Source organism: Acinetobacter sp. YH12120 (assembly GCF_013418795.1).
GTDB lineage: Bacteria > Pseudomonadota > Gammaproteobacteria > Pseudomonadales > Moraxellaceae > Acinetobacter > Acinetobacter towneri.
Window position 1 is genome coordinate 57,162 of sequence record NZ_VPBI01000013.1, and the last position, 22,184, is coordinate 79,345.

At 40.5% G+C, this 22,184-nt stretch carries 24 protein-coding genes; 14 read left to right on the forward strand and 10 right to left on the reverse strand.

Annotation, left to right across the window (positions count from 1 at the left end; all coding sequences use genetic code 11):
- The first annotated feature begins 131 nt into the window (after window positions 1-131).
- Together FTU58_RS09595 and FTU58_RS09600 are read left to right on the forward strand one after the other, a co-directional pair.
- Complete coding sequence (locus FTU58_RS09595) at window positions 132-683, forward strand: PadR family transcriptional regulator (protein ID WP_004973333.1); 552 nt, start codon at window positions 132-134, stop codon at window positions 681-683.
- A 125-nt stretch (window positions 684-808) separates the two neighbouring features.
- Window positions 809-1,717, forward strand: coding sequence for an alpha/beta fold hydrolase (locus FTU58_RS09600; protein ID WP_096900864.1), 909 nt, complete (start codon window positions 809-811; stop codon window positions 1,715-1,717).
- 78 nt (window positions 1,718-1,795) lie between these two features.
- Here FTU58_RS09600 and FTU58_RS09605 read toward each other — a convergent pair whose 3' ends face one another.
- Window positions 1,796-3,037, reverse strand: a complete 1,242-nt coding sequence (locus FTU58_RS09605; protein ID WP_180062388.1) for an acyl-CoA dehydrogenase — start codon at window positions 3,035-3,037, stop codon at window positions 1,796-1,798.
- A gap of 264 nt (window positions 3,038-3,301) precedes the next feature.
- On the opposite strand from FTU58_RS09605, the gene FTU58_RS09610 reads away from it, so the two are divergent.
- The 4 genes from FTU58_RS09610 to FTU58_RS09625 all read left to right on the forward strand — a co-directional run bounded on the left by FTU58_RS09610 (window position 3,302) and on the right by FTU58_RS09625 (window position 6,194).
- The gene (locus FTU58_RS09610) at window positions 3,302-4,003 is read left to right on the forward strand and encodes an NAD-dependent deacylase (RefSeq protein ID WP_154320709.1); all 702 of its coding nucleotides are present in this window, start codon (window positions 3,302-3,304) and stop codon (window positions 4,001-4,003) included.
- A 162-nt stretch (window positions 4,004-4,165) separates the two neighbouring features.
- A complete protein-coding gene (gene trmA, locus FTU58_RS09615) occupies window positions 4,166-5,248 on the forward strand; it encodes a tRNA (uridine(54)-C5)-methyltransferase TrmA (protein WP_178318681.1) in 1,083 nt (360 codons plus the stop codon).
- 241 nt (window positions 5,249-5,489) lie between these two features.
- Entirely contained in the window at window positions 5,490-5,714 is a 225-nt protein-coding gene (locus tag FTU58_RS09620; RefSeq protein ID WP_004973321.1) for a hypothetical protein, read from the forward strand.
- A gap of 231 nt (window positions 5,715-5,945) precedes the next feature.
- Window positions 5,946-6,194, forward strand: a complete 249-nt coding sequence (locus FTU58_RS09625; RefSeq protein WP_004973320.1) for a hypothetical protein — start codon at window positions 5,946-5,948, stop codon at window positions 6,192-6,194.
- Window positions 6,195-6,224: 30 nt separating this feature from the next.
- Here FTU58_RS09625 and FTU58_RS09630 read toward each other — a convergent pair whose 3' ends face one another.
- Complete coding sequence (locus FTU58_RS09630; protein WP_257222357.1) at window positions 6,225-6,977, reverse strand: phosphodiester glycosidase family protein; 753 nt, start codon at window positions 6,975-6,977, stop codon at window positions 6,225-6,227.
- A gap of 135 nt (window positions 6,978-7,112) precedes the next feature.
- On the opposite strand from FTU58_RS09630, the gene FTU58_RS09635 reads away from it, so the two are divergent.
- On the forward strand, window positions 7,113-7,646 hold the full coding sequence (locus FTU58_RS09635) for a lecithin retinol acyltransferase family protein (protein WP_096900868.1): 534 nt from the start codon (window positions 7,113-7,115) through the stop codon (window positions 7,644-7,646).
- A 130-nt stretch (window positions 7,647-7,776) separates the two neighbouring features.
- Here the strand turns inward: FTU58_RS09635 and FTU58_RS09640 are convergent, their stop codons facing one another.
- Window positions 7,777-9,501 (reverse strand): glutamine--tRNA ligase/YqeY domain fusion protein, encoded by a 1,725-nt coding sequence (locus FTU58_RS09640; protein WP_180062390.1) that lies wholly within the window; start codon window positions 9,499-9,501, stop codon window positions 7,777-7,779.
- 206 nt (window positions 9,502-9,707) lie between these two features.
- Between FTU58_RS09640 and FTU58_RS09645 the strand changes: the two genes are divergently transcribed.
- Together FTU58_RS09645 and FTU58_RS09650 are read left to right on the forward strand one after the other, a co-directional pair.
- The gene (locus tag FTU58_RS09645) at window positions 9,708-10,217 is read left to right on the forward strand and encodes a peptidylprolyl isomerase (RefSeq protein WP_004973310.1); all 510 of its coding nucleotides are present in this window, start codon (window positions 9,708-9,710) and stop codon (window positions 10,215-10,217) included.
- A gap of 117 nt (window positions 10,218-10,334) precedes the next feature.
- Complete coding sequence (locus tag FTU58_RS09650) at window positions 10,335-11,054, forward strand: UDP-2,3-diacylglucosamine diphosphatase (RefSeq protein ID WP_104852087.1); 720 nt, start codon at window positions 10,335-10,337, stop codon at window positions 11,052-11,054.
- A gap of 102 nt (window positions 11,055-11,156) precedes the next feature.
- Here the strand turns inward: FTU58_RS09650 and hpaI are convergent, their stop codons facing one another.
- On the reverse strand, window positions 11,157-11,951 hold the full coding sequence (gene hpaI / locus FTU58_RS09655) for a 4-hydroxy-2-oxoheptanedioate aldolase (RefSeq protein ID WP_096900940.1): 795 nt from the start codon (window positions 11,949-11,951) through the stop codon (window positions 11,157-11,159).
- A 241-nt stretch (window positions 11,952-12,192) separates the two neighbouring features.
- On the opposite strand from hpaI, the gene nfsB reads away from it, so the two are divergent.
- Both nfsB and FTU58_RS09665 read left to right on the forward strand, forming a co-directional pair.
- Window positions 12,193-12,846: an oxygen-insensitive NAD(P)H nitroreductase gene (nfsB, locus tag FTU58_RS09660; RefSeq protein WP_004973304.1), complete on the forward strand. Its 654-nt coding sequence runs from the start codon at window positions 12,193-12,195 to the stop codon at window positions 12,844-12,846.
- A 118-nt stretch (window positions 12,847-12,964) separates the two neighbouring features.
- Window positions 12,965-13,183: a hypothetical protein gene (locus tag FTU58_RS09665; protein ID WP_004973302.1), complete on the forward strand. Its 219-nt coding sequence runs from the start codon at window positions 12,965-12,967 to the stop codon at window positions 13,181-13,183.
- Here the strand turns inward: FTU58_RS09665 and FTU58_RS09670 are convergent.
- The 4 genes from FTU58_RS09670 to FTU58_RS09685 form a co-directional block, all read right to left on the reverse strand.
- Window positions 13,146-14,006, reverse strand: coding sequence for a DMT family transporter (locus FTU58_RS09670; RefSeq protein WP_154320705.1), 861 nt, complete (start codon window positions 14,004-14,006; stop codon window positions 13,146-13,148). The two genes, FTU58_RS09665 and FTU58_RS09670, sit on opposite strands and share 38 nt — an antisense overlap.
- 103 nt (window positions 14,007-14,109) lie before the next feature.
- Window positions 14,110-15,147: a class II fructose-bisphosphate aldolase gene (gene fba / locus FTU58_RS09675; RefSeq protein ID WP_004973298.1), complete on the reverse strand. Its 1,038-nt coding sequence runs from the start codon at window positions 15,145-15,147 to the stop codon at window positions 14,110-14,112.
- Between the two features lie 138 nt (window positions 15,148-15,285).
- Entirely contained in the window at window positions 15,286-15,558 is a 273-nt protein-coding gene (locus FTU58_RS09680) for a hypothetical protein (protein ID WP_131260911.1), read from the reverse strand.
- 140 nt (window positions 15,559-15,698) lie between these two features.
- A complete protein-coding gene (locus FTU58_RS09685; RefSeq protein WP_004973295.1) occupies window positions 15,699-16,886 on the reverse strand; it encodes a phosphoglycerate kinase in 1,188 nt (395 codons plus the stop codon).
- Window positions 16,887-17,025: 139 nt separating this feature from the next.
- Between FTU58_RS09685 and FTU58_RS09690 the strand changes: the two genes are divergently transcribed.
- The 3 genes from FTU58_RS09690 to FTU58_RS09700 all read left to right on the forward strand — a co-directional run bounded on the left by FTU58_RS09690 (window position 17,026) and on the right by FTU58_RS09700 (window position 19,298).
- Window positions 17,026-17,409 (forward strand): DUF2237 family protein, encoded by a 384-nt coding sequence (locus FTU58_RS09690; RefSeq protein ID WP_179988628.1) that lies wholly within the window; start codon window positions 17,026-17,028, stop codon window positions 17,407-17,409.
- Between the two features lie 7 nt (window positions 17,410-17,416).
- Complete coding sequence (locus tag FTU58_RS09695; protein ID WP_179988658.1) at window positions 17,417-18,010, forward strand: nucleoside triphosphate pyrophosphatase; 594 nt, start codon at window positions 17,417-17,419, stop codon at window positions 18,008-18,010.
- Between the two features lie 121 nt (window positions 18,011-18,131).
- Window positions 18,132-19,298, forward strand: a complete 1,167-nt coding sequence (locus FTU58_RS09700; RefSeq protein ID WP_179988629.1) for a cupin domain-containing protein — start codon at window positions 18,132-18,134, stop codon at window positions 19,296-19,298.
- 33 nt (window positions 19,299-19,331) lie between these two features.
- On the opposite strand, the gene FTU58_RS09705 is transcribed toward FTU58_RS09700, so the two are convergent.
- Complete coding sequence (locus tag FTU58_RS09705) at window positions 19,332-21,242, reverse strand: ATP-binding protein (RefSeq protein ID WP_180062391.1); 1,911 nt, start codon at window positions 21,240-21,242, stop codon at window positions 19,332-19,334.
- Window positions 21,239-21,943 carry a response regulator transcription factor gene (locus FTU58_RS09710; RefSeq protein WP_004973283.1) on the reverse strand — a complete coding sequence of 235 codons (705 nt, stop codon included), beginning with the start codon at window positions 21,941-21,943 and terminating at the stop codon, window positions 21,239-21,241. The genes FTU58_RS09705 and FTU58_RS09710 overlap by 4 nt, the downstream gene beginning before the upstream one ends.
- Between the last annotated feature and the right edge of the window lie 241 nt (window positions 21,944-22,184).

Consider the following 22,184-nt stretch of genomic DNA (forward strand, 5'->3'; position numbering starts at 1 on the left):
ATCTCCCTGCTGGCAAAAATGCTGGCTATTTTATGCTTAATGCAACTTGTTGCATACTTTTATATTCTAGATTTAATTTTTATGCAACATGTTGCATAATTAAAGCTGAAAAAAATAAAGTTGCTCTGTTTATGTCGCTCGCTCACGTTTTATTGACCAGTTTAATTGAAAAACCCAGTAACGGTATTGAATTGGCACGCCGTTTTGACCGCTCTATGGGGTTTTTCTGGAATGCGACCCATCAACAAATTTATCGCGAACTAAATACAATGCTGAAAAAAGGTTGGATTTCAACCTTAGAAGATGAAGATTCTAGCAGTCGTAGCAAAACCTATCAGGTAGAAGCTTTGGGGCGGCATGAACTGGCAAACTGGATGGTCGAGCAAAGCCCGCCTGCACAATTACGCGAAGAACTTATGGTACGTTTACGTGCCGAAGCCCAACTTGGCGGCAACAGCGTCTTACCCGAACTAGAACGACATTTGCTGCTTCACAAAGCCAAGTTGCACACCTATCAACAGATTTTTGCCAAAGACTTTAGCCAAGCACCTGCGAACAACCGTACCCTGTATATTCATAAAATGATTTTGCAGCTAGGGATAGATCAGGAAATTGGCTGGATTGAATGGCTAGAAAATGTGATTCCTGAACTGAAAAAGTTTGATGCCGAAGCCTCATCTTAAAAGTATATTTTTAAGTAATAGCAACCACATCAATGTGAAATCAGGGTTGCTCACCATACAGAAATGATCAGGCTATGCTATAAAGAATAACGCATCTTTAATTACAACCATGCAAGGAAATGCTGATGCCTTTTTACCGCATGCCCGATGGCGAAGCTCTATTTGTACGTGAATTTGGTCAAGGTGAGCCTGTGGTTGTGCTTTCAGGTTTAGGCATGCACAGTTGGCAATGGTTGCCATTTCTGTATCAACATAAAAAGCAGTATCGTTTTATTATTCCAGACTGGCGTGGTTTTGGGGGTTCAAACCTGTGTGCCGTTCCAGAACTGGATGCTATTTCGAGCCATTGGCAAGATTTAAACAGTCTGCTTCAACAACAGAACCTGCAACAATTTAAACTGATTGGCTATTCCATGGGGGCAACCACTGCCATGCATGGCATGCAATATGGACAATTGGCTGCGCATTTAAGCAGTTATTTACAAATTGACCAAGCACCAAAAATTGGGGTAGATGAAAACTGGCCTTATGGCTTATTTGGCAATCAACATCAACAATTTAAACAGTTATTGATTCATCTGTCCGAGTTTTTACATGATCACGCGCAATATACTGATATTCAACAAATGGATGTGTTGCAGCGTAAAAACTTAGTCGAACTTTGGCTAGAATTTATAGAATTACAAGCCAGCAATAAAATCAGTCCGTTTTTATTTAAACTGGCCGTCAAACGTCCTGTTTTACAACGCTATATTTTACCTACACAGCGTTTAGATTATTTACGCTGGTATATCGACAATTATTTACACCATCAGGAAGATTATCGTGAGGCTTTAACTCAACTGGGTTGTCCAACAGTCTTTTTTACAGGCGCACAATCGACCTTGTATGCGGCAGAAGGACAACGTCAAGTGGTAGAAGCTATGCCGAATGCGAAACAAGTCATATTTCACCAATCTGGGCATACCCCTTTACTGACCGAACCGTTGAAATTTAATCAGGAAATTAGCCAATTTTTAAAACTAAACAGCTAAAGTAAAACGGTGGAAAATGTGGTTTGCAATATTTTCCACCGTAGCATCATTAGACCTAGATTTAGTTTAGATCTAGATTTAATTGGCAAAAGCCGCGATACCCGTTTGCGCACGACCTAAAATTAGCGCATGCACATCGTGCGTCCCTTCATAGGTATTCACGACTTCCAAATTGACCAAATGCCGCGCCACGCCATATTCATCACTGATACCATTCCCACCAAGCATATCGCGCGCCATACGAGCAATCTCTAAGGACTTGCCACAGTTGTTGCGTTTAATCAGCGAAGTACCTTCGAGTGAAGCAATACCCTCATCTTTCATACGACCAAAACGTAAAGCAATTTGTAAACCCAGCGCGATTTCGGTTTGCATATCGGCAAGTTTCTTTTGAATGAGCTGATTGGCCGCCAAAGGACGTCCGAACTGAATCCGATCCATCGTATATTGATGCGCAGTATGCCAACAAAACTCAGCCGCACCCATAGCACCCCAAGCAATGCCATAACGTGCACTATTTAAACAAGTGAACGGCCCTTTTAAACCACGCACTTCAGGTAACATATTTTCTTCAGGCACAAAAACATTGTCCATGACAATTTCACCTGTGATTGATGCGCGTAGACCAACCTTGCCCTGAATGATTGGCGCAGAAAGTCCATCCCAACCTTTTTCTAAAATAAAACCGCGAATATCACCCACCTGCCCATCTGCCGAAACTTCTTTTGCCCACACCACAAATACATCGGCAATTGGACTATTGGTAATCCACATTTTCGCACCGTGTAAACGATAACCGCCTGCAACTTTATGTGCTCTGCTGTTCATACTGCCAGGGTCGGAGCCAAAATCAGGTTCAGTCAGACCAAAACATCCGATCCATTCACCCGAAGCGAGTTTGGGTAAATATTTTTGTTTTTGTGCTTCACTGCCAAACTCATAAATTGGCACCATCACCAATGAACTTTGCACACTTGCCATTGAACGATAACCTGAATCGACCCGTTCAATTTCACGTGAAATTAGCCCATAACTCACATAATTTAAACCTGCACCGCCATATTGTTCAGGTATGGTTGGGCCTAACAAACCAAGCTCACCCATTTCACGGAAGATGCTGCGATCTACCGTTTCATGTCTAAACTGATCACGTACCCGCGGCAGTAATTTTTCCTGACAATAAGCATAGGCACTATCACGAATCATACGTTCGGTTTCAGTCAATTGCTGTTCAAGCAAAAAAGGATCTTTCCAATCAAATTTCACTTTTTCACTGTGAGTTGCAGGCGTGTGATTTGGCGATGGATTGTGTTGTGACATGGCATCCTCTGCACATTATTATAGGTTCTGGTTCATCAATATTTGATTTTGTAGCGTCATACTACTTTACTTTATGTTCTATCATTAAAATGAAATAACAAGCAATAAAAAGTGAACTTTGATTCAATTATTCAGCAAAGTTATAGACAGCACTAAACTTTCACATATTTAGATACTTAAAATTCTGAAAAAATGAGCTGTAGATTTGTGTTTCTATTTTCGGCACTTATACTCAAATCTAACCATCCATCAAGAGAATAAAACATGCGTAAATTAGTGGTTTTTTCGGGTGCAGGTATGAGCGCAGAAAGTGGAATCAACACCTTTAGAGATGGTGATGGCTTATGGGAAAAACATCGCGTGGAGGATGTCGCAAGTCCTGAAGCATGGGCAAGGAATCCTGAATTAGTCCAACGCTTTTATAATGAACGTCGTAAAAACATTCTTAATGCGCAGCCTAACTTGGCGCATCGCTTAATTGCTGAACTTGAAGATGATTTTGATGTACAAGTGATCACCCAAAATATTGATGATTTGCATGAACGTGCAGGCAGTTCAGAAGTTTTGCATTTACACGGCAATATTCGTTTAGCCAAAAGCTCAGGGCCTCATGCACAATACACGACAGAATTTTTTCCAATTGAAGGTGACTCGCTGAACTTGCAACAGGATCTTTGCCCACAAGGCTATCCTTTACGTCCGCATGTGGTCTGGTTTGGCGAAGCAGTTCCTGCCTATGAAGAAGCACTGGATTTGATTCAAGATGCCGATATTTTTATTGTGATTGGTACAAGTTTGGTGGTGTACCCTGTTGCTGGATTAGTACACGAAATTCCTGCAAATTGTCAGACTTATTATATTGACCCAAAAGCCATGCAAGCCCAACTTCCTGCTCAATTTCAACGGATTTCCAAAACTGCCACTGAGGGCATGCAGCAATTGTTCGATCAATTACATCAAGTTTAAAGTAATTACAGTATCTAAATTTTTCCACTTGTAAGATGTCATCAACATGCTTAGGCTATTTTGACATCTTGCAGGATTGCATCATTTTCATAATAGTTTTAGGTATCTCTTTAAAACTTTGTTACCATCGCTCTTTCTCTGTGTTTGTGATGTTTACTGCATATGACCTCATCTTATCAGCAACAACTTGATGCAAAAGTTGCCCGTATTTCTGCCCAATTTGCCGAATATAACCCGCCTGCCTTGCAAGTATTTGCCTCACCAGAACACAACTACCGTATGCGGGCAGAGTTCCGAATTTGGCATATTGAAGATGATCTGTTTTATGCCATGTTTGAACGCAGTGAAGATAAGCAGAAAAAAGTTATTCGTGTAGATGAGTTTCCGATTGCAGACCGCAGCATTAACTTATTAATGCCAAAGCTGTTAGCCGCCCTGAAAGCCGATCCCGTATTATCGGCTCGTTTATTTGAAGTGCATTTTTTAGCGACTTTAAGTGGCGAAATGTTGGTTTCACTGCTTTATCACCGCAAACTTGAATCTGATTGGGAGCCTGCAGCCCAAGCTTTGAGCAAAGCATTAAACATTAAACTGATTGGACGCAGCCGTGGGCAAAAATTCGTGCTATCCGATGAGTATGTAGTTGAACAATTACAGGTTTTTGAGCGCACTTATACCTATAAGCAAATTGAAAGCAGCTTTACCCAGCCAAACGCGCAAGTTTGCCAAAAAATGCTGGAATGGGCATGTACGGTTGCCGAACATTCTGAGCAAGATTTATTAGAACTTTATTGTGGTAATGGTAACTTTACCCTGCCGCTATCGACTCGTTTCCGTCGTGTACTTGCCACAGAACTGGCTAAATCTTCGGTATATGCAGCGCAGTGGAATATTGAACAAAACCAGATTGAGAATATTCAAGTGGCACGCTTATCGGCTGAAGAGTTTACTCAAGCCTATAACGGTGAGCGTGAATTCCGCCGCTTGCAAGAAGCGAACATTGATCTTGCAAGTTATGATTTTGATACGGTCTTTGTCGATCCGCCACGCGCAGGAATTGACGATGACACCTTAAAACTCCTACAGCGTTTTAAACGTATTATTTATATTTCGTGCAACCCTGACACTTTGCATGACAATTTAAAAACCTTGTGTCAAAGCCATAAAGTGACGAAATTTGCACTGTTTGATCAATTCCCATACACCCATCATGTTGAATCGGCTGTTTTACTGGAAAAGATTTAAACAATTTGTTGCATTTTTCTTCAATATTTACAAGTTCTGCTTTTGAGCACTTGTAAATATTATGATGTAAATGAATCAGTTAAAGCATTACAAGCCCTTTAGCTGTCATAATTTCGTTAAAAAAATGCAATATCATCGAAAATTCTGCAACTCGATTGCTGCTTTTATCACTTAGGTCGACTTGATTTATTTTTTATATTGGCTATATTTCGATCTATGTTAGGTTGTGAATGAAGGCTCTATGAGTTTTTGGCAAAAGTTGTTCTCTACAGAACAGCAAAACGAGCATAAAAATCAAATTGCTTGTGTTGAAAATGATTGCTCTTGCAAGACAAATGAACAACTTCTCGAAGCTTTAACCAAAGCCACAGATGAAGATGTCATTATCGGGATTAAGAAGGTTCTCGCTTCGCGAGGTTATAGCCGCAAAGAGTTAAATGAACTCCAGCATCTACCATTCCAGTAATGGAATATGATAAAAAAGGCATTTAGTTGAACTAAGTGCCTTTTTTAATTGCTTCAAATATATTGGCACTTAAAACAATAAATTTTATAAATCTTAATACGTGCTTGAGCTTGCACAAAAACGCTAATCTTTTCAAACGCAGTCAATCATATCTTCATAATCATGCGCTAATATTTCTACACATAATCATTACACCAATAAATTCGAATTATTCAAACAGAGAAAATGACAATGAAAAAAACTAGCCTTAGCTGTCTTGCCCTACTCAGCCTAAGTTTAACAGCCTGTAGCCCAATGCCGAAAGAATGTGCCGAAACTTGGGAGAAAATGGAAAGTTTTGCTAAAAACATGGGTATTTCAGATGAGCAACTTAAACAACAAAAAAAGCAATTTGAAAATGAAGTCAAACAAATGAAAAGCGAAGAAGCAGTCAAAATCTGCAGGATGCAAGGCACAGCCTTAGGTTTTATTGGACAATAAATTCAGCCAAGCCAAAACCAAATTCCAATGTTAGGGTTTACAGCCTTGATGATCTATATAAGCTAAAATTGGACCTAAATTGCGATGTGGATGAGTATGACGTTGTAATTGCGGAATATACGCTGTAGAAATCGAACCATCTAAATACAAGGCATTTGGCGTTTGCAGCTCATCTTTAAAAAAGGTGGCAAATTGATGAAAAGTTACGGGCGTCTTGCTAATCACAAAGTACAGGCTTTGGTCTTTTAACCCAACCCCATTTCTAATTTTATAAGAAGTACTGTCTGCCAAAAAACGTGAATTTAACTGGCGATTAATAACTAACATTGGGCCAGACTGTGTCGCATACTGCGCTTTGAACGCTTGATTGGCATATTGTTGGGTTGTTCCTAAAAACACCCGTTGATGATTCCACGCCAGTACACCATTGGGCTGAATTAAAAAATTCCCCCATCCCTGTTGCTGTCGGTTCAGCTTTTTAAGTTGTCGTCCTTGTTCCACATACAAACCCACAGGCGAATAATCTGGATGAAACATGCCTGCATTCATGGCAAATTGCATGTTTTCACAAGACTGTAGATTTTTTTGTAGTTGTGAAATTTGCAGATATGGTTTCCCTTGCCGATCTTTCAGATATAAGCCTAGCTGTGACAACTGCGTCACTTCCACTACATCTACATTAATTTTACTGTTATTGACCGTCCATGCGCGAATTTCCGCCTGTGCAGCAGGCGTCCAGAATAAATAACTGAGTAATAAGTACTTCCACCGAGAACGAAACATTATCATCTCCATACCTGCTATGTTACAAATTGTGCATATAACTGAATGGGTTATCGCATATTTGCGTCAGACGCAGTACACTATAAAACCTGATTTCTTTTCTCTACTCATGTTACTTTATTGGTCAAGCGTACGATGCTCAAGCAGAAAACACGATTTCCTTTAGGGGCACATTTAATTGTGAAACATTTCGGCTATAGCCATCATGGCATCTATGCTGGGCGTGGTCGCGTGATTCACTATTCGGGTTTCGCACATCTTTTCAAAAAACACCCGATTGAAATGACCAGTATTGAAAAGTTTAGTCACGGCAAAAATATTATTGTGCAGTCGTATCATGCGCCCAAGTATAAAGGCCGCAAAGTGGTGCGTCGTATGCGTTCTAGAATGCACGAAAATAATTATCATCTGATTATGAATAACTGTGAACATTTATGCACTTGGGCAATTACAGGTGTAGAAAGCAGTCCGCAAGTATTTAAGATGATGGATCGTTTGACCACCATTGGGTATGTCAGCTCATTGATGAGTTATATGAATAGTATGATGCTGACCCTGACCACCACTTGCTTTGCTTTAGTGCTCTATATTAAGAAGAAACTACGCGATAAAGCCAAAATGCAGTTACCGCAAATCCTAATGAAGCAGGAACAGCATAAAAACCGCTGATTGCTGCCATTTTAGCGACACTGTATATCTCACAAAATATTCTATAAATCTTAAATAGACAAAATCAAAAGCCCAACCTGAATTGATCAAGTTGGGCTTTTAAGTTGCAAGCTAAAAGCTAAATAAGGTGTTACTTGCCTGGCTTAAAGCTGTCTTTTAAGTCTAAAATACGGTTAAACACTGGTTTTTCCTCACTGTGATCATACTGATCTGCAACAAAATAACCTTCTCGTTCAAATTGGAAACGATCTTCAGGTTGTGCTTTTGCCAATGCAGGTTCAACAATGGCTTGTACCACCGTCAACGATTCGGGGTTTAAATTCGCCAAGAAATCATCGCCCACTTCTGGGTCAGATTCGGTAAATAAGCGATCATATAAGCGAACTTCTGCCGCAACGCCTTTACTTGCAGAGACCCAGTGAATCACGCCTTTTACTTTACGACCTTCTGGGTTTTTGCCCAAAGTTTCAGGGTCAATTGAACATTTCAGCTCAATGACTTCGCCGTTAGCATCTTTAATCACTTCATCACACTTGATTACATAAGCATGGCGTAGACGCACCTCACCTTCTGGCACTAAACGCTTGAAACCTTTAGGCGGCACTTCTTCAAAGTCTTTACGGTCAATATAAATTTCAGAAGTCAGTGGAATACTACGCTCGCCCATATCTACATTTGGATGACGTGCATGGACTAAATCCAGTGCTTCAGGCAAATTGGTCAAAGTCACTTTAAGTGGATTCAACACCGCCATGCCACGTGCTGCAGTATTTTCCAATGACTGACGGATGCAATATTCAAGCATTGCAACATCCACAATACCATCCGACTTAGACACACCTACACGCTTACAGAAATCACGCAAACCTTCTGGTGTAAAGCCACGACGACGCATACCTACCACTGTTGGCATACGTGGGTCATCCCAACCATTCACAAAACCGCCTTCAACCAATTTACGCAATTTACGCTTAGATGTGATGGTGTAATCAATATTCAAACGGCTAGATTCATACTGACGCGGCACAGCCTCGGATTTCACCTTTTCCACCACCCAATCATAGAATGGACGATGGTCTTGGAATTCTAAAGTACATAGTGAATGAGTAATGCCTTCAATGGCATCTGATAATGGATGCGCATAATCATACATTGGGTACATTTTCCATTTATCGCCCGTTTGGTGATGCGATGAATGTAAAACACGATACAAAATCGGATCACGCATGTGTACGTTTGGTGAAGCCATATCAATTTTGGCACGGAGTACTGCCTGACCTTCGCCTAATTCACCATTGCGCATTTTTTCAAATAAAGCCAAGTTTTCTGCTACTGGCGTATCACGATATGGCGAATTTTTACCCGGCTCTACAAAAGAACCACGATTGAGCTTAATCTCATCAGGGGTTTGCAAATCGACATAAGCATCGCCTTGTTCGATCAGCTGAATTGCCCATGTATATAATTGATCGAAATAGCTTGATGCATAGCGTGGTTCGCCATTCCACTCAAAACCCAGCCATTTCACGTCATTGGCAATACCATCAACATATTCTTGTTCTTCTGCATCTGGGTTGGTGTCATCAAAACGTAAGTTACACACCCCTTGATATTCTTGTGCGATGCCAAAGTTCAAGCAAATTGCTTTCACGTGACCAATATGCAAATAACCATTCGGCTCAGGTGGAAAACGTGTCACCACCTGCTGAGTGCGACCCGCCGCAATATCATCGGTAATGACTTGACGTATAAAGTCCAAGCCCGGCTGTTGTTCTTGCTGCACAGCATCGACAGAGGCATTTGAACTTGGTGTCGGGGTGTTTGGCAGAGATGCAACAACATCATTTGGCTTCATAGCAATAAAATCACTTCTAAAATAAAATTGGATAAACTAGGTTACAGAAACTTCAATAGTGAAGCATACATCACCCATTAGAACGCTTTTCCTTGTTTTTAACAAAGAAAATAACGTTTTTACTTGCCTTGTAGTTTACAGTTTGCTTATGCTTCTCTCAACCAAAAAACCCATGGCATTCGTGTCCATGTTTAGGAGATTACACAATGAGTTTTCCTCAAGTCGAATTAAACACCAATAAAGGTCGTATTGTTTTAGAATTGAACGCTGAAAAAGCACCAATTACAGTTGCTAACTTCTTAGAATACGTTCGTGATGGTTTTTATGACGGCGTAATTTTCCACCGTGTTATTGATGGTTTCATGATCCAAGGCGGTGGCATGGATGAAAACTTCAAAGAAAAAGCAACACGTGATGCGATTGAAAACGAAGCTGACAACGGCTTAAGCAACGATGTTGGTACAATTGCAATGGCTCGTACCCAAGCACCTCACTCTGCTTCTGCACAGTTCTTCATTAACGTAAAAAATAACTCTTTCTTGAACCACACAGGCAAAACTGCACAAGGTTGGGGTTATGCCGTGTTTGGTAAAGTTGTTGAAGGCATGGACGTTGTAGATGCTATTAAAGGCGTGCGTACTGGCAACCGTGGTTATCACGCAGATGTTCCACTAGAAAATGTGGTGATTGAATCTGCAAAAATCATTGCTGAATAAGAATCCTACCCGACCTCCCTTACACACATCATTTTAAAGCTGTGCTTTAAAATTCGTTTAGGGAGGAGAATTCCCTCTTTTAAAAGAGGGATTGAGGGAGATTCCAAGGAATAATTCGTGACCTATCTGTTTATCGCAGATTTACACTTGTCACCAAATCACCCTCGACTTGTTCGGGGGTTTTTAGATTTGCTAGATGCTTATCAAAATAAAAACACCCAACTGTATATTTTAGGCGACTGGTTTAATGCATGGATTGGTGATGATTACACCGCAGCGTGGCTCGATGAAGTTGTTACACGTCTAAAGCAATTTAGCCAAGCAGGTAATCAAATTTACTTTATTGTCGGCAATCGTGATTTCGCTTTAGGTCAGAAATTTCTAGATCAATTTTCAGGACAACTCCTGCCCGATGTGTACACGCTGCATATTGGTTCTCAACAGGTACGTTTAGAACATGGCGATGCACTGTGTACCGATGATGTGTCCTATCAAAAATTCCGTAAAATCATTCGCAATCCCATCATTTTAGGGATTTTAAAGAAAACACCTTTGGCTTTTCGGCAAAAACTTGCACAAGGTTTCCGCAAAAAAAGTCAGCAAGCCAATCAAGTCAAAAGTTATGACGTCATGGACGTAAATGCAGATGCTGTGTCACAAGCCTTGCAGCATGCAGATGTGTTAATTCATGGGCATACGCATCGTCCAAATATTCACAATGAACACGGCAAACCTAGAATTGTATTAGGCGATTGGCGCACAGATGCTGCACAAATTTTAGTAGTTGAACCAAATCAAGCCTTAGCAACTTGGCAACTGAGTCATTGGAACTATTAAGCGCAACATCTTTACATAAAAATAATAGATACAACACTAAAGGTACTTAGCTAAACATAGCTAACTAAAACCTCTTTAGCCAAAATCTCTTCAGCTAGCAGATTAATACCCACCTTCCGTTTTAATCACTTCGGCATCAGCTTTATATTTAGCCAACAACTCACGCAGCGAAGTCATCAACACACTGGTATCTACCCCAACTGCCACAAATTCTGTGCCTAAATCCAAATACTTTTGTGTCACTTCATGTTGGGTCGATAAAATCCCTGCTGCTTTGCCTGCTGCACGAATCCGTTGAATCGCATCGACCACAGCGGCTTGTACTTCTGGATGGTTCGGATTGCCTTCATAACCCATCGTGGCAGATAAATCCACCGCACCAATAAACACCCCATCAATCCCATCGACTTGTAAAATAGCATCCAGATTTTCTAAACCTGTGACCGATTCAATTTGAATGAGCAAACAAATATTTTCATGCGCTGTCGCGTAATAATTTGGAATACTGTTCCAGCGAGTTGCACGTGCTAAAGCTGCGCCTACGCCGCGAATACCTTCAGGTGGATAACGTACCGCTTTGACCATCAACTCAGCGTGTTCAACGCTTTCAACCATAGGAATCAGCAAAGTTTGTACGCCAATATCCAACAGTTGTTTAATGAGTTGCACACTGCCAATCGGCGGGCGCACCACCGCTTGAGAGGGATAAGCCGCAATACTTTGTAATTGTGACAAAGTGGTTCTTAAATCACTCGGTGCATGTTCCCCATCAATTAAAAGCCAGTCATAGCCTGCATTGGCAGCAATTTCAGTACCATACGCATCTGCTAAACCTACCCATAAGCCAATTTGCTGCTGAGTTTTTAATTTACGCTTAAAATAATTGATATATTCCATCCATACACCTTTGGGATGCACCATGCTCAAGTTTATATTTAACGCCTATTTGCTATAAACAACCAATAGTGAAAACGTCTTGCATGATTGAATTTAACACTAAGTTTAAAGATGTTTATGTCGTGCTCATCTCATCTTAACCGCATAAATAGCACATGGATTCATTCCGTTAGCATAGCGAGGCATGTTAAGCTTTTGGCGCACACCTGCCCCAAATATAGTCTTTAAATGGAGATGATTCATGGATTTGCTCAACGTTGCACAAACTCGTTATACGACCAAAGCCTATGATGCGAGTCGCACTATTCCTGCAGAACAATTTGAGCGTTTATTAGAAATTCTGCGTTTAGCACCATCTTCCATTAATATTCAGCCGTGGCATTTTTTTATTGCAGATCGCCCTGAAGCCAAACAACGTATTGCTAAAGCTTTAGTTGGAAAGTACGCCTATAACGCCCCTAAAGTTTTAGATGCTTCGCATACCATTTTATTTTGCACCAAAGCTGACATTAGCGAATTACATTTAGAAAACCTGCTTAATCAGGATGCTGCTAGTGGACGCTTTAAAGATGAAGCCGCTAAACAAGGTCAGAAAGACAGCCGCACAGGTTATGTCGATTACTACCGCAATGAAAAAGGCGATATTCAGCGTTGGGCAGAAAATCAAACCTTTATTGCACTCGGACAAATGCTTTTGGCTGCAGGCATTGAAGGAATTGACGCAACGCCAATTGGTGGTTTTGATGAAGCAATTTTAACTCAAGAACTGCAACTAACTGAGCAAGGACTGATTCCTTCGGTTTTATTGTGTTTAGGCTATCGTAGTGAACAAGATTTTAATGCCAAACTGCCAAAATCACGCCTTGATAAACGTGAGATTTTCACGCAACTGTAAAACAAACATGCGATAACACTAGGGACAAAATTTGTCCCTATTTTTTGGTCTGAATTTTGCTTTATCTATATTTGCAATCTGTACTCAATCTCTATCAAAAATAAAAATGAGGTGTATGATGCTCAATTTAATGCCGCTAAAACTAGAATGCCGACGTTGTAAAAAACTGTATTTATATCAAGCCAAACCAAGCTATCCAACCCTGCGCTGCCCGATCTGCGATAGAACCACAATGCTGCATGGTCTTGCAGAAACTGCAGATTTATTGCGACATCCTTTTCGCTTTATGTTGAGTTATCTTAAACCGTCATGGCATAAGCGAGGCAAAGCACACTAAGCAATGCCAAGCCTAGCCCAATAGTGGTCGTGCTTTTCAGCTTTTCTTTAAAGAACAATACACCACTGATCACGCCAAATAGCACCACTAAAATATTCATCCCTGCAAATACCACTGCAGGGCTGTCTTTGAGCAGCATGTGAGCTTTGACATACAAGGCAATATTGGCAAAATTCAGTGCACCCAAAATTAAACCTGCACTGATATTTTGCATACTGCCCATGCTTTTATCGCGGATTAAGATATAAGCCATCGCCAAAACAAAAGCACATACAAACATCAAATTCAGTGCAACTGCAAATTGCAGTCCTAAACCTGTGGTGTATTTAAGCAAAACATCAATCAGTGCATAACCCAACCAAACACAGCTCAAATATAAGATGCCTTGTTGCGCTTTAGCAGACTGCACTGCAGCACGATGCGAATACAAAATGCATAAGACCGCGATAATCCCAAGCGCGATTCCCACAATTTTCAGTTGGCTAAAATTTTCCTGAAAAATAAAATAAGCGGCTGCTAAAGACAAAACCACTGACAAACGCTGTGCAATTTCAGTTTTTAAAATACCTGCGCTGTCCAACGATTTTGCTAATGCTAAAAAGACACTGGGCAACAACACACCCAAACTAATAATGAGCCACCACGGCGTATGTTGGATTGAGATCGTGCCCAAGTTGGGTTTAAACCAGTAAAAACACAACACACTGGCACTGACATAATTCCATGTAATCATCTGCATGGGGTTAAAACCCTGCGTTTTGCAGACTTTTAATAAAATAGAGACCAGTACACTACAAAAGGCTGCGGCTACAATCAGTTCCATGACACGCTCGAGGATTGTTTTTGTTCTTGATTGGAAGTTGTGGACTCATCAGTAAAAAGCCCACAAGGACTGTGGGCTTTCGAGTTCTTAATTAAATTAAGAATTATTTGTAACGTTCAACCATTTTCTCTAAAGAAATTGGGCGAATTTTGTCTGCATTACCTGCAGTACCAAATGCTTCATAACGGTCTATACAAATTTGTTTCATTGCATCTACAGTTTTTGCGAAGAATTTACGTGGGTCAAATTCGCTTGGTTGTTCTGCCATCATACGGCGCATTGCACCAGTAGAAGCTAAACGTAAATCTGTATCGATGTTGATTTTACGCACACCATGCTTAATTGCTTCAACCAATTGCTCAACAGGTACACCATAAGTTTCTTTGATGTCACCGCCGTATTGGTTAATCACCGCCAACCATTCTTGTGGTACAGAGCTAGAGCCGTGCATTACAAGGTGTGTATTTGGCAACGCAGCATGAATTTCTTTAATACGGTCAATTGCAAGAATATCGCCTGTAGGTGGACGAGTAAACTTGTATGCACCGTGCGAAGTACCAACAGCAATCGCTAAAGCATCCACATTAGTATCTGCAACGAAGCTACGTGCTTCTTCAACAGATGTTAACAATTGAGAGTGGTCAAGTACGCCTTCTGCGCCCACGCCATCTTCTTCACCTGCCATACCTGTTTCAAGACTACCTAAACAGCCAATCTCACCTTCAACCGATACACCACACGCATGCGCCATTTGCACAGTACGACGCGTCACTTCGACGTTGTATTCATACGACGTTGGTGTTTTACCATCTTCACCCAAAGAACCATCCATCATTACTGATGAAAAGCCTAGTTGGATCGAACGCTGACATACATCAGGGCTTGTACCATGGTCTTGGTGCATAACCACTGGAATATGTGGCCACTCTTCAATTGCAGCCAAAATCAGGTGACGCAAGAATGGCGCACCTGCATATTTACGCGCACCTGCCGAAGCTTGAACAATTACAGGTGAATTGGTTGCATCTGCGGCTAACATAATTGCGCGCATTTGTTCTAAGTTGTTGACGTTAAACGCTGGAACGCCGTAAGCATGTTCACCGGCATGATCCAAGAGCTGGCGCAATGAAATAAGAGCCATAATATCCTCCCAAATAATGTTGGTTATTCTACCCTGTGATTTATTTCAATTCAGCAACAAATCGCCTTTTTCAAAAAAAAGTCCCTGCAAAAGCAGGGACTTTTAAACAAATTACTACAATTTGTCGTTTTTCAGCACTTATTGCGCTTCAGAAGCAGCAACTTCTGTGTCTGCAGTCGCAACGTCAGCAGGTGCATTTGCAACGTCTTCAGGAATATCGGTGTTGCCTTCATCCAAGATTGGTTGGTCAATTGCGTCGATTGCAGCTTGTTGTTCTGGTGTAACTTGAGCGTTATCTACAACTGCAGAAGATGCATCAGTTTCAGTCGCAGGTGCGCTTTCTTTTTTTGCACAAGCAGTCAAGGCTAAAGATGCAGCAATTAAAGCAGCAAGTGTTAGTTTTTGAATCATCGTCATTTCCTACAGTTAGGTCATTCATTTACTACAGTTTATTGCATATTTATGACATTTTGATGACTACGGCATGACATAAATATAAAAAAGTTGACCGAAGTCAACCTTTTTAAAAATTATTGATAAATTTTCTAGATTTAAGCGCGTTCTAATAATACCGCAACTGCAGGTAAGGTTTTACCTTCTACAAATTCAAGGAATGCACCTCCACCTGTAGAGATATAGCCGATTTTGTCTGCAACTTCATACTTGTCAATTGCAGCTAAAGTGTCACCACCGCCTGCAATAGAGAAACCTGCAGATTCTGCAATCGCCAATGAAAGTGCTTTCGTACCTTCACCAAATTGATCAACTTCAAATACACCCACTGGGCCATTCCAAAGAATTGTTTTTGAAGTTTTTAAAATTTCAGCAAATGCTTTTGCAGTTTCTGGGCCTACGTCTAAAATCATATCGTTGTCTGCAACATCTTCAACTTTTTTCACAGTTGCTTTCGCTGCTGCCAATGAACCCAAGAAATCTTCAAAATTAATTTCAGCGGCATCTGCAACTACAACATCGGTTGGCAGTGGTACAGAAACTTTTGCGGCAATTGCTTTGGCAGTGTCAATCAAATCATTTTCACATAATGATTTGCCCACGTTATAGCCTGCTGCAGCAAGGAAAGTATTGGCAATACCACCGCCTACAATTAATTGATCGCAAATATCAGACAATGAAGTCAATACATCTAACTTAGTCGATACTTTAGAACCTGCAACAATCGCCACCATTGGTTTTTCAGGTGTTTTTAAGGCACGACCCAAAGCATCTAATTCCGCAGCCAATAATGGGCCTGCTGCTGCCACTGGTGCTAAACGTGCAACGCCTTCAGTAGAGGCTTCTGCACGGTGCGCGGTACCAAATGCATCCATCACAAATACATCACACAATGCTGCATATTTAGCGGCAAGTTCTGGGTTGTTTTTCTTTTCACCGTGGTTAAAACGGCAGTTTTCCAATAAAACGACTTGACCAGGAGCAACGTCTACACCATCTAAATAGTCAGTGATCAGTTGAACATCTTGACCTAATGCTTGGGTTAAATACGCAGCTACAGGTGCTAAAGATTGTTCAGCTTTTGGCTCACCTTCAACAGGACGACCTAAGTGAGAATACACCATCACTGCTGCACCTTTGGCAACAGCAGCTTGAATCGTTGGCAATGCCGCACGTAAACGTGCATCGCTGGTGATCACACCATTTTTAACAGGTACGTTTAAATCTTCACGAATAAGGACACGCTTACCTGCTAAATCGAGGTCAGTCATACGCTGAAAGTTCATGTATAGCTCACTTTATTGATATCAAAACGCCACGATTTTAAATGATTATGCAGAAAAAGGTTAGCAACTTTTGTAGAATTGCTGATTAAAGCAAAAGTTTTGATTATGATAGAGAAAAGTTACCATCTTTCTAGAAACTATGTCTATTCATCCCGATCCAAATATCAATCGTTTAAATGTTTTGGGCGAACCTCTCGCTAGTTGTTGCTTTGATCCTATTACTGGATATTTTCGTAACGGTTTTTGTCATACCGCCCCAACCGATTTAGGTCAGCACACCGTTTGTGCACAAATGACCTCTGATTTTTTAAATTTCTCGCAAAAAATTGGTAATGATTTAATCACGCCAGTACCTGAAGTTGGATTTAACGGCTTACAACCAGGTGATTTCTGGTGTATTTGCGTCACCCGTTGGGTTGAGGCCTATCAAGCAGGTCATGCGCCACCGATTAAAATTCAAGCCTGTCATCAATCCGTATTGTCTTATGTGCCTTTAGATATATTGATGGATTATGCAGTGTGATGATCTGATGCAACTTCCAGAAATTATTTTAGCGTCAAGCAGCCAAACCCGTCAGCAATTAATGAATCGTCTACATTTGGCGTATAAGTCAATTTCACCTGATATTGATGAGTCTGCACAGGGTGAATTGCATGCGGATGATTTGGCACGACGCTTGGCTTTTGAAAAAGCACGCTGTATCGCGCAGCAATATCCTGATGCGATTGTGATTGGTTCAGATCAAGTGGCATGGCGTGAACAGCAGCCAGATATTTTTATAGGTAAACCGCTCACTTCAGAAAAAGCCATACAACAATTACAAGCCAATTCAGGTCAAACGGTTTATTTCAGCACTGCGCTGAGTGTGCAGCAGCAATCTACAGGCTTTGAACAAACGGTTGTAGAACACTACACAGTTCAATTCCGCAGCTTAACTGACAATGAAATTGCACGCTATGTTGCAAAGGAACAACCTCTTCATTGTGCAGGCAGTTTTATGTGCGAAGGTTTGGGCATTAGCTTGTTTGAAGCCATGCAAGGCAATGACCAAACCACCTTAATGGGTCTGCCGATGATTCAGTTATGCCGCATATTAAGAATGCTAAATATTCAAGTTCCCTAAGTTTTAAGCTGCATCATTAAACAGTCGTGAATATTTATGAAATGCTCTAAATCACCTTGCCCTTTACAGCGACAAATTGGACAATATTGAGATTATTGATAAAACTTGCTTAGGCTATTTTATGTCGCAACCTTTAGATGTATTAGGCGGAATGACCGCAGAACAATTCCTAAGTGAATATTGGCAAAAAAAACCACTTTTGGTACGCAATGCACTCCCAGAAATTGCCCACCTACTCGAACCTAATGATGTGATGGAACTCGCTCTTGAAGAAGATGTGACTGCTCGTTTAATTAAACAAAAAGATCGTGATCCAAATCAATGGACTGTGAAATCATCACCACTGATTAAGGCAGATTTTCAAAAAATGCCAAAGTTATGGACGCTATTGGTACAAGCCGTAGATCATTACTCTTTTGATCTCGCCGAACTTTGGAAAAAATTTCCTTTTATTCCGCAATGGCGACGTGATGACATTATGGTGTCTTATGCGCCTAAAGGCGGCTCTGTAGGTCAGCATTTTGATTTTTACGATGTTTTTTTAATACAAGGCTATGGACATCGCCGTTGGCAACTTGGACAAATGTGTGATGCCGAAACTGAATTTGTCGCAGGGCAACCTTTAAAATTATTGCCTGAAATGCAGGTCAATTTTGATGAAGTTCTTGCCCCTGGTGATTTACTTTATGTGCCACCAGGATTGGCACATTATGGCGTGGCAGAAGATGACTGTCTGACATTCTCGTTCGGTTTCCGTATGCCGAATATTAGTGAAATGATGGATCGCGTAAGCGATAAATTCTCTGCCGATGAGATGTTACGCACGCCACTACAAGACATTGTTCGTGAAAAAAGTACGCAAATTGGCGAAATGACTGCGACAGAACTGGATTATCTAAAAGCAGAATTGTGGGCGCGTTTACAAAACTCATCGGTGTTGGATGATGCGATTTTAAGCTTAATGTCCGAACCGAAATATCCTGAAAATATCCCTGAAGTAGATGAAATAGGTGTAGGTGATTTAGAGGATGCGCTAGATCAGGGTTATCAAATCATGTTGGAACCCGCCTCTCGCCTACTTTATGCAAATCAGCAAGATGAAGTTTTATTTTGGGCGAATGGTGAAGCGATTTGTGTCGCAGAAGCATCTATCCCTACGCTGCAAAAAATCGCCAATGGTGAACGCGTGCTGCTCGATGAAAACCTTTACGACGCAGATATTCTGGAAGATTTGGTACAACTGCTCAATGAATCCATTTTAATGTTGTTACCTGCTGAAGACGCTTAAAATATTCGTTTCAGCCCCCTCAAGATGATCAATTCATCTTGGGGAATTTAGATAAGCGGGATCTAAAGTTAAAACTGCCTGAATTAACGTATAGCCAGGTGTCGAATTTAATTTTAATTGCCCTCCAACCCGTTCTAAACGCATTTTCATACTGCGCATCCCAATACTCATGCCATGTTCAAGCACGCTATTGGCTTCAAAACCTACACCATCATCCTGAATTTTAAGTACCAATTGCTTAGGCGGTACAAATTGCATACTGACGGATACATGCTTGGCTTGGCTGTGTTTAATCACATTGGTTAAACTTTCTTCTAATACCCGCATCAAAGTTAAGCACTGTAACGAATTCGGCTCAATCACCCATTCATTTGGAAAATCCCACTTGGAATGAATATCGATTTCATCCATCAATTGACTAAAACGATGACGTACTGGCGCAACCCAAATTTTAGGATTTTCAGGCACTTTAGAACCAATGGAAGAACCACTATCAATAATTTGACGTAAATCATCACGCAGTAATTTCAGCATAGATAAGAACTGCTGATTACTCATGTTCTGTTCGCTTTGGTCGACCATAATCATGGAACGTACCAAAGATGCACCCAAACCATCATGCAAATCATGCGATAGATGAATCCGCTCTTGCAAACGCACATTTTCCAATTCTAAATAATGCTTTTCTGACATACTACGTTTTAAATCATCACTGACTTCAAAAACTTTAAGCTCTAAATCTTGATTAAATTTCTCAATTTTTTGAATATTTCTTTTTAGGCGCATGCCTAAAATAATCGCAATAAATAAAGTAATTACTGGCGAGGTATACGGTGATAATGGCTGATATAAACTTGCCGTTGCCGCATTACTTAAACGAAATACATCTACACCCGCAAAAAAGCCAATCAAGGTTAAACAAAATAGCAGCAGATATACTTCTGTTTTTGGGGATTTATACGCTAAATACGCCAAATAAAAATAAACCACGACTAGTAAGCTGGCATAACTTAAAAAGACAATCCCAAATACCAGTTTGACATAATCTAAGGGTGTTAAAAACACACAAACGATTACCGCTAAACTCAGAATAAAAATACTTTCTTCCAATATTGGCAAGCGTTGATTGACAAACCTAATTAAATACAGACTAAAAGCTAAAACATAGAGGATAAAAAAGCTTAAATTGGCTTGAGATGCCACCAATACACTTGGGTATGGAAAGGTTTCTGTGGTTAAAAAATGAGAAATAAATAATAACCAGAACATGCAACTCAACGCGAACCAACCAAAACTCTGATCACGGCGTAAAAACAGCCAAATAACCAAACATAAAATGCCTAAAGTGGCAGATAAAATCGCATTAATTTCAAATAAAGTACGTTTATTCCATATACTTTGCTGGTGCTGTTCAATATTGTTATGCACATTATTAAAACTTATTTTTCCTATACCCGCATTTTGAAATGCATATCCATTTACATAGACCAATATTTGATTTTTACCTTGTTTTAAGCCTGAAATAGGTAAAATCCAGTAACGTGGCATATTCCAGTTTTTTGACAAAGGCTCTTCTAAATGTTGACTTGCCCAAAGTAAATCTTGATTCAGATAAACTGCCCCTGCACTATTTAAAAAATTCAGTGCAAAAACGATGGGTTGATTTAAACGATGATCACGCTCACAAAACCACTCCCACTCTATTTTGTACCACGCCCCACCATTATAATTTTTCCAGCGATCATCCCAAACGTCGGGCAGTTGAACATTTTCCCAACCCGTTTCAGGTTTTTTATTATGTGATGCTGTTTTGGCAGAGCTGATTGAAAGTACATGCACATTGCAGTACTGATTAATTGGGTACACCACTTGCTGCGCATAGCTTTGCCACGCACAGAACAATAACAACACGCCCAAACCACACTGCCAAAGCCTTTGAATCATAAAAGACCTAAAGTTCTAGCGGTACTGACAGCCTTAGTGCGTTTAGTGACCGACAACTTCCGATAGATATGTTTAATATGACTTTCAACGGTATAACGCGACACAAATAATTGCTCAGCAATTTCACGGTTACTTAAGCCCTGCGCCACCAGATTTAAAATTTCTAATTCACGATTGGTGAGCTGTTCATAATGTGAGTTGAATGCTTGAGCATCGGCGCGATCTGATAAATCTTCGGTCAGCACGGGTACTTTTTGATGTGAAATTTGCGATAAAATTTCACGGGCGATAAATGGGTCTATCGGTGCACCACCTCTTAAAATGCTGCGTATTGCGATAATAATTTCAGCATCATCACGTTCTTTAAGCACATAGCCTGTTGCACCTGCTTGAATTGCAGAAAATAAGCTGTCTTGGGTGCTCCATGCAGAAATCACCAAAATTAATGCGCTTGGATCTCTAAAATGTAATTGTTCGATTAGTTCTTTACCATTGCCATCGGGCAAGCCTAAATCGACTAAAGCTAAAGCAATCGGATGATCTTCTATACACGTCATTGCAGCTTTAAGATGACTCACGAAAAATAGCATGTCATCTTGATAGCCAATATCATGCAAAATTTTTCTAAGACGTGACTGAATAATAGGCTCATCTTCAACAATTAAAACCGGTACGGGTAATATCGCTTCCATTTCTGCCATCATTCATCCCCTTGATTATGTTTGTAAATATATCAATCGTTTTGATGTAAACACTATCCCTAGAATTAAGGAGTTTTTCAAATTTAGCTTATTTTATAAACATGAGCATAGCACGGCTTTGTTGCACAAACCTATCTGTAAAGGCTTTTTCAGCGATATAATTTTCAAATGAAGAAGCCTACACACAAAATCTACCGTACAACCAATTGGCCCGCATATAACCGAGCACTCATGAGTCGCG